Annotated in this window: 10 protein-coding genes; 4 read left to right on the forward strand and 6 right to left on the reverse strand. The window is 27.0% G+C overall.

Annotated features, from left to right (window positions below; all coding sequences use genetic code 11):
• The first annotated feature begins 324 nt into the window (after window positions 1-324).
• On the forward strand, window positions 325-1,173 hold the full coding sequence (locus OW729_RS11970) for a YitT family protein (protein WP_268061752.1): 849 nt from the start codon (window positions 325-327) through the stop codon (window positions 1,171-1,173).
• A 54-nt stretch (window positions 1,174-1,227) separates the two neighbouring features.
• Here OW729_RS11970 and OW729_RS11975 read toward each other — a convergent pair whose 3' ends face one another.
• Together OW729_RS11975 and OW729_RS11980 are read right to left on the reverse strand one after the other, a co-directional pair.
• The gene (locus OW729_RS11975; protein ID WP_268061753.1) at window positions 1,228-1,995 is read right to left on the reverse strand and encodes a YdcF family protein; all 768 of its coding nucleotides are present in this window, start codon (window positions 1,993-1,995) and stop codon (window positions 1,228-1,230) included.
• A 569-nt stretch (window positions 1,996-2,564) separates the two neighbouring features.
• The gene (locus OW729_RS11980; RefSeq protein WP_268061754.1) at window positions 2,565-4,238 is read right to left on the reverse strand and encodes a tetratricopeptide repeat protein; all 1,674 of its coding nucleotides are present in this window, start codon (window positions 4,236-4,238) and stop codon (window positions 2,565-2,567) included.
• Between the two features lie 242 nt (window positions 4,239-4,480).
• On the opposite strand from OW729_RS11980, the gene OW729_RS11985 reads away from it, so the two are divergent.
• The 3 genes from OW729_RS11985 to OW729_RS11995 all read left to right on the forward strand — a co-directional run bounded on the left by OW729_RS11985 (window position 4,481) and on the right by OW729_RS11995 (window position 8,156).
• A complete protein-coding gene (locus OW729_RS11985) occupies window positions 4,481-5,680 on the forward strand; it encodes a CapA family protein (protein WP_268061755.1) in 1,200 nt (399 codons plus the stop codon).
• 272 nt (window positions 5,681-5,952) lie between these two features.
• The gene (locus tag OW729_RS11990) at window positions 5,953-7,383 is read left to right on the forward strand and encodes a Mur ligase family protein (protein ID WP_268061756.1); all 1,431 of its coding nucleotides are present in this window, start codon (window positions 5,953-5,955) and stop codon (window positions 7,381-7,383) included.
• Between the two features lie 47 nt (window positions 7,384-7,430).
• Entirely contained in the window at window positions 7,431-8,156 is a 726-nt protein-coding gene (locus OW729_RS11995; RefSeq protein ID WP_268061757.1) for a type 1 glutamine amidotransferase, read from the forward strand.
• Window positions 8,157-8,301: 145 nt separating this feature from the next.
• Here the strand turns inward: OW729_RS11995 and clpB are convergent, their stop codons facing one another.
• The 4 genes from clpB to OW729_RS12015 form a co-directional block, all read right to left on the reverse strand.
• Window positions 8,302-10,902, reverse strand: a complete 2,601-nt coding sequence (gene clpB, locus OW729_RS12000; protein ID WP_268061758.1) for an ATP-dependent chaperone ClpB — start codon at window positions 10,900-10,902, stop codon at window positions 8,302-8,304.
• Window positions 10,903-11,186: 284 nt separating this feature from the next.
• Complete coding sequence (locus OW729_RS12005) at window positions 11,187-12,446, reverse strand: helix-turn-helix domain-containing protein (protein WP_268061759.1); 1,260 nt, start codon at window positions 12,444-12,446, stop codon at window positions 11,187-11,189.
• Between the two features lie 24 nt (window positions 12,447-12,470).
• Entirely contained in the window at window positions 12,471-13,769 is a 1,299-nt protein-coding gene (locus OW729_RS12010) for a helix-turn-helix domain-containing protein (protein WP_268061761.1), read from the reverse strand.
• 194 nt (window positions 13,770-13,963) lie between these two features.
• On the reverse strand, window positions 13,964-14,140 hold the full coding sequence (locus OW729_RS12015; protein WP_268061762.1) for a YtxH domain-containing protein: 177 nt from the start codon (window positions 14,138-14,140) through the stop codon (window positions 13,964-13,966).
• Window positions 14,141-14,220 lie beyond the last annotated feature (80 nt).

Below are 14,220 nucleotides of genomic sequence, written 5' to 3' on the forward strand. Positions count from 1 at the left end.
TATTTTAAGGGACGGTTCTTAGGATTGTTCACAAACACTTTAATTTTTTATTAGTTGTAGCTTATATCAAGGCTTTTTATTTCCGAATTGTCTTTAAAATGAATTTATTCTTACATTACATTTCAAGCATGCATAATTAACGAGCATTTCAAATGAATATATCCTTATTTAACACTAACCTTATCTGTTGACTACTACCGCCTTAAAACTTAACTAAACATAGAAAATCCAACTTTGAGTGTTCATATTATTTATGATACTATAAAGGCAAATTCAGTATATTTTAAATTTAGTATTCTAATATGTTTCAATGAGGAGAATATCATGAAAAAATCAATTAAAGAAATTTTATTTTTATCGATAGGTTGTTTACTTTTTTCTCTTTATATTTGTATGTTCTTAATTCCGAATAATATTGGCACGGGAGGCTTAACAGGAATTGCATTAGGCTTAAACTATTTGTTTAAAATCCCAGTAGGTTTTTCTACCATAATATTAAATATACCTCTTTTTATTTTTGGATATAATCTTCTAGGAAAAAAATTTGCATTTAAAAGTGGTTTAATAGTCATTATATCATCTTTTATTATAGATTTTTTAAATTCACATCTCTCTTTTACTCCTTTAGGCGATGTATTAACGGCTACTATATTTTGTGGAGTACTTTCTGGTATAGCTATGGCTTTATTGTTTATGGCTGGAGCATCAACTGGCGGTCTAGACATATCAGGAAAAATCATCAAAAATAAAAATCCTAATTTATCACTCTCCAAAATTTTACTTGTTCAAGATTTTGTTGTCTACCTTTTTTTATCTTTAACTTTAGGTCCTCGTTCGGTTATGTATGCTCTTATTATGAGTTTCATTAGATCTAAAACCATAGATGCTGTTCAAGAAGGATTTGCATCTTCAAGGCAATGTATAATAATATGTCAAAATCCTGATCTTATAATTAACGCTATAAAACTACAACTTGGCAGAGGCGTAACTTTATTAAATGCAGAAGGCTGTTATTCTCACACTAATAAAAAATTTATATATGTAGTAATTCAAAAATTTCAATTAACTACTTTAAAAAATATAATTAATGATATTGATCCAACTGCGTTTGTTGCCGTATCTTCTGTTAATGATATTCAAGGCAATTTTAAACAAAAATCTTTTTCGATATAAAAACAAAACTAGGGATGGTTTTGGGTTTATGCTTTAGTACCATCCCTATTGATTTTATAGCAATTGATTTAAAATACAGGAATTAATTACTGCAAAATATTCTCTTACATAATAATTTGGAATTAAAATAAAATTCATTTTTGCTGGAACTGCATAACTTTCAATTCCTGCCTTTTTAGCTAAAAATTGAGCTCTATACATATGAAAATTCGTGGTAACCATAGATATATTTAAATTAGATTGATCACTAAACTTATTAAACATTTCTTTGGTATATTTTAAGTTCTCATATGTATTTGTAGATTTATCTTCTTTTATAATATTTTTTTCATCAACACCATTAACTACTAAAAATCTTTTCATAGCCTCAGCTTCGCTAATACTTTCCCCATTCCCTTTTCCTCCAGAAACTATAATTTTTACATTTGGATATTTTCTTATATATTCTAAACTTTTATACATTCTATCTCTCAAGGTTTGAGACATTCTTTCCCCTTTTACACCAGCTCCTAAAACTAGTAGATATTTAGTTTCCCTCATTTCCTGATTAATTCCATGTTTTATAATTAATCCTTCTATAACCATAAAAGATATCAACCACATAAAAGCAATTACATATAAAATACCTTTCATTAAATTGTTTAATTTTGGCATTTTATAATTATATTTAGACTTAACTAAGCCATAAAAAATTAAACTTCCTCCAATAAGCAACCAAAACTTAGAAAAACTAACTTGTCCACCATATAAAATTAAAGAAATATAATATATAACACATAATACTCCTAGCATTTGTAAACTTTTATTCTTAAACAATTTCATAAACAGTTCCTCCTATAAATATACAATTTATATTTTATTATTAATTCAAAAAAGAAATGTATCAATTTGGTAACATTCTTTATCAATGATTTGCTATTATATCAAATTTTATAGAACTATACCTTATATTTTTATATTTTTCTCCATTTTTTAATTTTATATCTTCACTGGCAATTAATTTAAAATAATATAGATAGGACAAATATCTACAATAAAAACTACAATTACTCTAGTTTGGGAATTTACATTTACATAAGAAAGTAAAAAGTGATATGCTCTTATATATAAAAATAGTACATACAACAATATTTTAAACTTAAGATGTGCTAAATACTAACTTTAATCATATGCTTTGCTAACTCTTACAAAAGCGTTAAATATACTCAAATTAATGGTTTTTATAAATATTTCATAGGATAATAAGTAAGTTATTACAAGAATGTATAAAGTCCACTATAATTAAACACTATTAAGTGGATTTTTTTATATAGTGTTTAATTATAGTGTTTTTTAACCATCAGGTCCTACAGCTGTCGGAAATACTGCCATTATAACCGTTTCTAATATACCTAATATAAAAGTTTAAAGCCAGAAATTTTTATAGATTCATTGACTTTACCTTCTTCAATTTTTTTAATTATGGATTTAATGTTTTCTAAATTATCTTTAATTACCTTTTTTGTATATTCACTAGTATTTGAATTAACACCTGCTAGTGCTTGTTTTAAATCATAGTATCCCTTATTAAAATCATTCGTGTACATAATATAATAACAAGCAGTATTATTTAAATTTAAAATATCATCTTTATCTAATTTAGAAGCTTTTCCCATTTCAATTATAGCTTCATTTTGTTTCCCCGACGATAAATAAACAGCTCCTAATGTTCTATGATACTTAACTGAATTACCATCTAATTCAATACATTCTTTTAGTATATTTTCTGCTTCCTTACTTTTTTCTGAATTAAAATAAATTAATGCCATATTATATTTTATTTCAGAATCTAAAGGTTTAATTATGGATGATATCTTTAAAAATTTCAAAGCATCTTTAGGCTTTGAAGCAATATTCAAATAATAATTTGACATGTTGTTTATAATACTAATATTATATGATTCTTTCGAAAGAGCTTTTCTATAATATGCAGGTAATCCAATAGTTTTATCTTTTTTCTTTAAAATTTCAGGCATTAGAAATGCGTAGTTATCAACATATTTTTTATTTTTATTTATAGAACTTATACAATATCTTTCAGCTTCATCTAATTGATTTTTGTATAAATAAAACCATCCTGCAGTGTGTAAAACTCTATAATCATTCTCATTATTTCTTACCATTTCATTAATAATATATTCAGCTTCATTTTGATTATTTAGCTTTTGGAGAGTCATGGCTTGTATTAAATTCAATTGTATGTTACCAACATCTTCATTTTTTAATTTCCTAATTAATTCTTCAGCTTTTTTACAACTTTCTTCATTTAAAGAATATATTTTAGCCATCCACATCATAGGTGCTATATTAGTGAGATTGTTTTTTTGAAATTTTTTTATACTATTTATAATAACTTCATTATCATATATTGAAGCTTGAGCCAAAACATCATAAATTTTATATTCATCTTTATCTAAATCCCATGCTTCCCCAAGATACGACATAGCTTCATCTATTTTTCCTATAGTTATAAGCATACCCGCATATTGAGCCATATCATATGAAGATGATTTATCTACTTTATATAGCCCTATAATTTTTATAGCTTCATCTTTCTTGTTATTAGCCATATAAATAATTATCATATTTTTTATTAATTCTTTATTATATTTACTATCTTTTAAAGCTGTCTCCCCAAAAGTTAATGCTTCTTCGAATTTTCCATTCATAAATTGATTAAATATTATAGCATTTAAAACTTCTATATCTCTATTTTTAGTATCCTTGGCATACTCTATATATTTTTGTGAATTTTCAACATCCCCTTTTAAAGAATAACTTTCTGCTAACTTTAAATTTTTAAGTGCTAATGCTTTATTATCATCTCTCAAATTGCTTGTTCTTATTTTTTTATACTCCTCTATTGCTTTATCATATTCGCCTAAATAAAGATAAGATTGTCCCTTAGCATCTATTTTTAAATTCTTATTTAAAATAATTTTTTTACTATTTAAAAGGAACAAAAAAATAACAACTCCACAAAGAAAAATTAAAACCGTCCCCATAACTTTATTATCAATTTTCATACTTATTCACTCCACCTTTAAATAAGTTTTATTTACTATTTTACCAAATTTTTCATATTAACGCTACTAGCTTATAAATTTAACCTTCTTGTTAACATTTTTTATATTACATATATTATAATTTAATAAATAGGATATTCATCTTAACTTAGGATATTTATCCACTATTTTATAAATAAATTTTCAATGGCTTATCATTGTCAAAATTAATTATATAGAAAACTAAAAAGGGTGAGGAAAATTTGAGTAGTAAACATAAAAAGAAAAAAATAAAAATCAAAGACAAACATCGCTTTATCTCTATACTTTCTTTAATTTTAATAGTAATTATATGTTTATTAGGTATAAACAATTTCAACTTCAAAAATAAAGAATATCCTTCTAGCACAAAGATAACTAAGTCTGAAAATGTAAAGTCCCCTATTTCTAACACTCCACCTTCTTCTAAAGCAAGTTCAGAAAAACTAGAAAATAAGTCTGCACAAAGCACCAATACTTCTATTTTATTAACTTCCGTTGGTGACTGTACTTTAGGTAGAGATGATAAATACTCTTACGAAGGTTCTCTTCCACATATACTAAAGAAAAATAATAATGATTATTCTTATTTCTTTAAAAACGTATATAATATATTTAAAAATGATGACATAACTACTGCTAACTTAGAGGGTACTTTTACAAATTCAAATCAAAAAGCTACTAAGTCATTTACTTTTAAAGCCCCTAAAGAATATACTAATATATTGACTAAAGGAAGCATTGAAGGTGTAAATATATCAAATAATCACATATACGATTACCTTGAAAAAGGTTTTGAAGATACTAAAAAAGCTTTAAACGATGCTAATATACCTTTCTTTGGAGAAGGTACTGTATGGAAAACAGAAAAGAAAGGTATCAAGTTAGCCTTTTTGGGATACAGAGGATTCTATAGTAATGCTGCTTTTTTAAATAAAGTCTCTGAAGACATAAAGAATTTAAAAAAAGATAACTATACTATAATTATCAATTTTCATTGGGGTCAAGAAGGCTCATACTATCCAGTAGAGTCTCAAAAAAAGATAGCTCATCATGCAATTGATAATGGTGCAGATTTGATTATAGGACATCATCCTCATGTTGTTCAAGGTATTGAGAAATATAAAAATAAAATTATTTGCTACAGTTTAGGCAATTTTTCATTTGGTGGAAATAAAAATCCCTCTGACAAAAATACTATGATAGTACAAACTAAATTTAATTTTTCTAACGCTCAACTATTATCTTATGATTTTAAAATAATACCTTGCAGCATTTCTTCTGTAGATTACACTAATGATTACTGTCCAACTCCCTTAAGAGGTGACAAAAAAAATTCTTTACTAAGAAAACTTAATAAAATATCTTATAACTTAGATTTCAAAATAGATGGTGAATTTCAAAACATAAATTTTAAAATGTAATAGTTGCTTATAATTTGTTATAAGCAACTATTACATCAATTTAAAAATCTCGAGTAATTAAATAAAATAAATTATTATATTCATATTAATTTATTTTATTCAAAAAACTTAACGTCAAATAAATATATAAAAAGTCAAGATTCTAATCATTGTTTAAGGAACTTTTTAAAGAATCTATGGCTTTTTTGTTTTTTTTAAATAAATAATGATAAAAAATAAGTAAAAATGTACAATATTAATTTATAGTAAAATATTTCCATTTAAGTGGATGCATGATAAAATCATATTATGCCATTAGTATAAATTTCGTAAAATTAGTACATAATTACTTTATAGGATGGAGGTGCTTAAAGATTAATATAAAATCCTTATTAGGCATATTTATCTCAAAACTTATAATTTATATATCAAAAATAACATTTAAAGGTGGAACAAATTTCCCTGGAAAAGTAGCTTTAAAATTTGATAAAAATATTTTAAATAAGATAGCTAAAAATTATGATGTTATATTAGTTACTGGAACAAATGGTAAAACAACAACTACTAATATGATATATAGTATACTAAATAACAATGGTAATGATGTAATAACTAATGAAACTGGTGCTAATATGTTTACAGGTGTAGTATCATGTTTTGTTAAATACTATAAGTTTAAATTAAAACACCCAAAGAAATATGCAGTAATTGAAGTTGACGAAGCTAATGTAAAATATGTTACAGAATATATAAAACCTAAGATAATTATAATAACTAACTTATTTAGAGATCAATTAGACAGATTTGGTGAAGTTTACTCTACACTTGATAAAATTTTAGAAGGTATCGAAAAATCACCTGATTCTACTTTAATTTTAAATGGAGACGAATCTCTATTGGGAAATCTCAATCTAAAAAACAATATAATTTATTATGGTTTTAGCGTTCCTATTAATGAAAATACTAAACTTTCTACAAATGCAGATGCAAAATTTTGCAAATTATGTAAACATCCCTATGATTATAATTTTATAACATATAATCATCTTGGTGATTACTATTGTAAAAATTGTGGATATAAAAGACCTAAGCTTAAATTTTTTATAAATAAAATAATTAATCTAAATTCTAATTATTCTGTTGTAGAAATAAACAATAAAGTCTACAACATAAATCAAGCTGGTACTTATAATATATATAATGCTTTATGTGCATACAGCACAGCAATGACTTTAAATATTTGTGAATCTATAGTATATGATTGTCTAAAAAATATTAACTGTAGCTTTGGACGTCAAGAAGTAGTAAAAATAAGAGATAAAAATTTAAAAATAATTTTAGTGAAAAATCCTGCTGGGTTTGATGAAGCTTTAAATTCTATAAATTTAGATGATAAAAATAAAAGTATAGCATTACTATTAAATGATAACTATGCAGATGGAAAAGATGTCTCTTGGATATGGGACGTAAACTTTGAAACTCTAAACCAAATGCAAATAGATAGCATTATTGTATCAGGGATTCGTCTTTATGATATGGGAATACGTCTAAAAGTAGCTGGGATAAATGAAAATCTATTTTCACTGTGTGAAAATTATGAAACTCTTTTAAGACAAATAGAGAATTCTCATGACTCTATGATATACCTTCTGGCCACATATACAGCCATGACAGGCTTTAGAAAATTTTTAAACAATAAGGGCTATATAAAAAAATTGTGGTAACTCATACTACAATTTATATTAACTATTATTAATATAGGGGTGATACTATGGAGCTTAATATATGTCACATGTATCCTGATCTTTTGAATGTTTATGGAGATATAGGCAATATTTTAATATTAAAATATAGGGCTGAACAACGTGGTATTAAAACTAATGTATTTAATGTGTCTATAGATGATACTTTTGATTCTTCAAAATATGATATTGTATTCTTTGGTGGTGGTCAAGATTATGAACAATCTATTGTATCAAAGGATTTAAAACAAAATAAGAAAAATGAGATAATAAAATATATTGAAAGCAACAAAGTATTTTTATCAATTTGTGGAGGATATCAGCTTCTTGGGAAATACTACGTAACTCCTTCTGGAGAAGAGCTCGAGGGACTAAGTGCTCTAAATATATATACAGAGCCTGGCAATAAAAGGTTTATCGGAAATACTGTAATTTTTAATAAAGATTATAATGAAATCTATGTAGGTTTTGAAAACCATTCAGGTAAAACATATATAGGGGATTTAAATCCTTTAGGCACTGTTTTAACAGGTTACGGAAACAATGGAGAGGATGGATATGAAGGATGTATTTATAAAAATACATATTGTACATATTTTCATGGTTCCTTATTATCCAAAAATCCCGAATTAGCAGATAGATTACTTTTATCCGCACTTGAAAATAAATATGGTGACTTTATACTTCCGAATTTAGATGATACCTATGAATTAAAAGCAAAACAATTCATAATTAAAAGGGAAATGGTACAATAGTATAATACACCGTAATTAGAGTTATTTTTCTTATTCTAATTACTTGGTTGTTTTTCATTACATTTTAGAATAAGTTGGTTTCATATAGTTTAGGTCAAATTTATAGGAACGGTTCTAAATTTTAAAATCTAGAACCGTTCCCATTCTATTTTACTTCTAATTTTAAGTCTCCATCCTCTAAAATCACATCAACCATTGACCCATCATGAACCTCACCTTTAATTATACACTTAGCTATCTTTGTTTCTAACGTTCTAGCTATATACCTTTTTAAAGGTCTTGCTCCATAGATTGGATCATATCCTTCCTTAGCCAAAACTTCTTTAGCTTCTTTACTAATTTTTAATCCTATATTCTTATCACTTAATCTTTCTCTAATTTCTTCTACAAATATATCTATTATTTTTTCTATCTCATCCTCTGTAAGTGGTTTAAACATTATAATATCATCTAGTCTATTCAAAAATTCTGGTTTAAACCTTCTTTTTAATGATTCCATAACCTTTTTTCTAATACTTTCATCTATATATGAAGACTTATTATTATCCAAAAGATAACTACTTCCTATATTAGAAGTCATGATTATTATACAATTTTTAAAATCTACAGTCTTTCCTTTATTATCTGTTAATCTTCCATCATCTAAAATTTGAAGAAAAATATTAAACACATCATCATGAGCTTTTTCTATTTCATCAAATAAAATAACACTATACGGATTTCTTCTAACAGCTTCAGTTAATTGTCCCCCTTCATCATATCCTATATATCCTGGAGGAGCGCCTATCAATCTAGATACGGAATATTTCTCCATATACTCTGACATATCAATTCTTATTATATTTTCTTCGCTATCAAATAAAACTCTAGCAAGAGTTTTTGCCAGTTCTGTTTTACCCACCCCTGTTGGTCCTAAGAATATAAATGAACCAATAGGCCTATTAATAGCTTTCAAACCCGCTCTTGCCCTTATAACTGCATCTGCAGTAGCTGTAACAGCTTCTTCTTGACCAATTACTCTTTTGTGTAACTCATCTTCAAGTCTTAAAAGTTTTTCTCTCTCAGCTTCTACAAGCCTTGAAACTGGTATTCCTGTCCATTTTGAAACTATTTCAGATATTTCATCTTCTGTAACTTCTTCTTTTAATAAAGCTCCATCTCCATTTTCCCTTAGCTTATTTTCATTCTCCTTAATTTTTTTCTCTATTTCGGGAATAATTCCATACTTTAATTCTGCAACCTTATTTAAATCATATTCTCTTTCTGCCTTTTCTAATTTTCCTCTTGCATTATCAAGCCTTTCTTTTAAATCTCTCACTCCAGTAATCTCTGACTTTTCCCGCTCATATTTAGCTGTCATTTCTTTTTCATTCTCTTTTAAATTTCCTAACTCCTTTTCTAAGTTAAGTAATCTTTCTTTAGAAGCCTTGTCCTTTTCCTTTGACAATGCCTCTTTCTCTATCTCTAATTGAAAAACTCTTCTTTTAACTTCATCTAATTCAAATGGTAAGCTATCTATCTCCGTTCTTATCATTGAGCCAGCCTCATCAATTAGGTCTATAGCCTTATCAGGAAGAAATCTATCAGTTATATATCTATCTGATAGTTTAGCAGCAGCCACTATAGCTGAATCGTGAATTCTAACACCATGATGTATTTCAAACCTTTCCTTTAATCCCCTTAATATAGAGATGCTATCTTCTACTGTAGGCTCATTTACAATAACAGGTTGAAATCGTCTTTCAAGTGCCTTATCTTTTTCAATATACTTTCTATATTCATCAAAAGTCGTGGCACCTATGCAATGAAGTTCTCCTCTTGCTAGCATAGGCTTTATTATATTACCTGCATCCATAGCTCCCTCTGTCTTTCCTGCTCCCACAATAGTGTGTATTTCATCAATGAATAATACAATCTTCCCCTCACTTTTTTCTACTTCTTTTAATACTGCCTTTAACCTTTCTTCAAATTCCCCTCTATATTTAGCTCCTGCAATTAAAGATCCCATATCTAAAGAAAAAATCACTTTATCCTTAATACCATCTGGTACATCTCCTCTAACTATTCTCTCAGCAAGTCCCTCTACAATAGCAGTTTTACCAACACCAGGTTCTCCTATTAACACAGGATTATTTTTAGTTCTTCTTGAAAGTATTCTAACAACTCTTCTTATCTCTTCATCTCTTCCTATTACTGGATCTAACTTATGCCTTTGAGCTTCCTCGACTAAATTTCGTCCATATCTTTTTAAAGCATCATAAGTTCCTTCCGGATCTTGGGTCTCAACTCTTTGATTACCCCTTACTTGAGAAAGAACAGATAAAAAACTATTCTTATCTATGTTAAATGTTCTTAATATCTTTCCTACAACACCCTTGGACTCCACATCCATAATTGAAAGCATAATATGTTCAACACTTATATATAAATCTTTAAATTTTTCAGCATACTTTTCTCCTTGTAAAAAAACTTCTTCAAGCCTTCTTACTGCATATATCCCAGCACTTTGTGCCCCCTCACCTAATACCTTTGGCATTTTATCTAGCTCAGTATGAACTGAATCTTTAAGTTTCTTTATATCAACTCCCATTTTGCCAAATATATTAGGAATCAATCCATCCTCTTGAGATATTAATGCCATAAATAAATGTATAACGTCTATTTGTTGATGATTATATTTGACAGCTATTAATTGAGAATCATTCAACGCTTGTTGAACTTTCGTAGTCATTTTTTCTATATTCACAGCTATCACCCTTTCTTTATACTGTAATGTTATCTATTAATATTATTAACATTATTATAACCTTCCATTATATAATAATAAATATCTGGGATGTAATTTATAGAACTATCCCCCATTTTATTAAATATAAATCATATTTAGTTTTTAAATTTAACAACCGCTCCTATTATTTTTTATGAAATTTCTTTAATTCATAACTAATTTGATTAATTTTTATTTTTTAGTCACAAAAATAGAACCGTCCCCAAAAATCCTTAAAATTGGATTTTCGAGAACCGTCCCTATTAAAGTTTCTTTTGCATTGCCATAGCTAGTGAAAAATATCTTATTGAATCACTAGTATACTTCATATCATAATACATTTTTCCCATTTCCATATATCTTTCACAAATTTGTTTTTTGGTTCCAAATTTATTGAGCGCATCAAGAGAAAGACTCATATACATTTCTGCTGTTATTAAACTATTTTGCTCTATTAACACCTTTGCTTTTAAATAATAAGCTTTTTCAACAAATCTCACATTATCTATTTTAATAGAAAGATTTAAAGCTTCATCACTAAGTTCAGAAACAAAGTCCATATCTTTGTTATTCACTAATTCTTCGGTACATTTAAGTATAAAATCTACTAGCTTCTCATCGTTTTCTCTTGGATATAGATCTATAGCTTTTTTTATATATTCTTGAGCCATGTCTCTTAAATCCGCTTCAAACATAACTGATGCAAAACTATACATAGCCATAGCTTTATTTTCTATATCATCTCCATACATTTCATATGCCTTAGTTTCATACTTTTTAAATTGGCTTTTATCTAATTTTAAGTATATAATAGCCATCATATGATAAACATTTGCTTTTTTTAAGCTTTCGTCTATATGATTAAGCAATTCATTTAATTTTAATGAAATTTGATAAGCCTCTTCATACTTACCTATCTTTAAATAAGCTGATGCTTCAAAATACATAGCATCCAGTATAAAGTTATGATCTTCACTTTTATTACACGTTACATTTTTTGTAACGTTCTTGAAATAATTAATAGATTGATAATATTCTTTATTTTTATAAAAGTACTTTCCTACATCCATATAATACATATTTTTTCTATACTTAAAAGAAGCTTTATTACTCAAATCATAATATCTTCCTATAAGTCTTTGTGCCTCTTTTAACTTATGCTTTTCCAAATTATGCTCAAATATCATATGCATAATTTCTAACCCGATATCATAATAACCATATCTTTCGGCTAAGTCTAAATTATATTGAAGATCGTCATTATAGCTTCCTTTGTTCATACTTTCCAATATTTTTTTTATATTAATATTTATTTGTTCGTCTACACTCTGCTTTAAATACTCAAAATCCATTTCCAGCTTTTGTGCTATATATTCCAAAATCCAACACTCTGCTTCTACTTTTCCGTTTTCGATACAGCTTAGCTTAGATACAGAAATTTCTTCTCCGCAGACATCTTTGAGTGTATACCCCTTATATATTCTTGCTCTTTTTATCTTTTCACCAACAGATAATACTTCCATTCCAATCACCTATCCATCATTACCCTATTTCAAAACTCCTAATTTTTTAAAGGCTTCCACACCTTCACTTAAATATTTTGCCGCTTCTTTATCTTTTCCATTATCTATGTAAAATTTACCAATTAATACTGCAATTTCTGCATATTCATCTGTAAGTTCCATAGTTTTAGCATATTCTAGGGCAAGAACTAAAGTATTCTCAGCTTCTATTAAATTTCCTTCGATTATGTCTATCCTATGTTTCAATAAATAATAATTTAAAAGTGCTTGTCTTCCTCCACATTCAATATTGTCCATTATGTCTGACAAAATTTTTCTAGAATTCTGTATATCTTTCAACTTAATATAATTTTCACAGATATTTATTAATGTTTCAACATACTTTGAATCCTTATATTTTTCCCTCATTTTTTTAGCTTTATTGTAATGTACAAAAGATTCTTCTAAATTATCGAATTCATAAAATAATTTTCCTAAATTATTCTCAATTTGAGCAATATATTTAGAATCATTTATTTGCTTGTACAACTCTAATGTCTTATTTGAATATTTTATTGCATTATCAACATCACCTTTTTTGCTATACTGTTCTGAAAGTAATAAAAGGGACTTTGCATATTCTTCTTTATTATCAATTTTTTTGAAGGTTTCATTAGCTAAATATGAATAACTTATAGCTTTTTCAATATCATCCAATTTAAAATAAGTATTTGCTATATAATAGTAAATTTGCCCTATTAGTAATTCATTTTGCAAATCATTATCAATATATACTTTTTCTGCTTGTTGAAAATAACTACACGCAGCATGATAAGCCTGAGTATCTAGTGTTATAATTCCAAGTTTTAAAAAGGTATTAATTATATCCTCAAATTTATTCTTTTTTATAAATATTACATTGGCTGACAAATAGTACTGCTGAGCGAGTCCAATATTTCCCCTTAATGAACACATATCTCCCCTTAAATACAGTATCTTAGCTTTTCTATGTTCTAAATTATATTTTTCTGCATAGTATAAAGCACTTTCTATATACTGTTCTCCCAAATTTAACTCATCATTTAAAATATGAGACTGAGCGATATTTTCAAAATAAATGGCTATCTTCTCAGCTTGAGTTTCCTCTGATTCCATTAAATATTCTACAGAAATATTAAGGGCATTTGCCAAATATTCTAATAGATCCATACTAGGATTAGACTTACCTGATTCAACAAGACTTATTTGTCCCGGAGTTATTCTATCACCAGCTAGATCCTTCAATGTCATATTTAATTCTTTTCTTCTTCTCTTAATTTTTTCTCCTAAAGACAATATTTCCATAAATACATCTTCCTTTGCCTGAATCTAGTTAATACTAGTTAATACTATTTAATACCATTTAATAATTTAGTAAATCTTATTTTATTATATCATAATACAGTTATATTCTGCAAAAAAATCGCCATATTTTCCATAATAATTTTAAAAAAAGAAAGAAATTCAAGATATTCAACAATCTTGAATTTCTTTTTGTACTATCTTGCCCAATCCATAATAGTGTCGTACATTCCTTCAACTGTATGAATCATATTTCTTCCATTTCTTCTTAATCTCTTCCTTGTACCTCTATTCATCTGAGGTACCAATAACATACCTGCAGTCACACCAAGAACTGCTCCAGCGGTCATACCTCTTACAAATTTTGCACGCATAATTTACACCCCTTATAATAAGTTTGCAGCCTAGCTTTAAGTATTTATCCGATGTCTACTTCTTCTAATATTCTCATTTT

The organism is Clostridium brassicae (genome assembly GCF_026738875.1).
Classification (GTDB): Bacteria; Bacillota; Clostridia; order Clostridiales; family Clostridiaceae; genus Clostridium_H; species Clostridium_H brassicae.

Bases quoted from the DNA above. Each gene is read 5' to 3' on its own strand.
- OW729_RS11970 (WP_268061752.1), top strand. From the start codon at position 325: ATGAAAAAATCAATTAAAGAAATTTTATTTTTATCGATAGGTTGTTTA.
- OW729_RS11975 (WP_268061753.1), bottom strand. From the start codon at position 1,995: ATGAAATTGTTTAAGAATAAAAGTTTACAAATGCTAGGAGTATTATGT.
- OW729_RS11980 (WP_268061754.1), bottom strand. From the start codon at position 4,238: ATGAAAATTGATAATAAAGTTATGGGGACGGTTTTAATTTTTCTTTGT.
- OW729_RS11990 (WP_268061756.1), top strand. From the start codon at position 5,953: ATGATAAAATCATATTATGCCATTAGTATAAATTTCGTAAAATTAGTA.
- OW729_RS11995 (WP_268061757.1), top strand. From the start codon at position 7,431: ATGGAGCTTAATATATGTCACATGTATCCTGATCTTTTGAATGTTTAT.
- OW729_RS12005 (WP_268061759.1), bottom strand. From the start codon at position 12,446: ATGGAAGTATTATCTGTTGGTGAAAAGATAAAAAGAGCAAGAATATAT.
- OW729_RS12010 (WP_268061761.1), bottom strand. From the start codon at position 13,769: ATGGAAATATTGTCTTTAGGAGAAAAAATTAAGAGAAGAAGAAAAGAA.
- OW729_RS12015 (WP_268061762.1), bottom strand. From the start codon at position 14,140: ATGCGTGCAAAATTTGTAAGAGGTATGACCGCTGGAGCAGTTCTTGGT.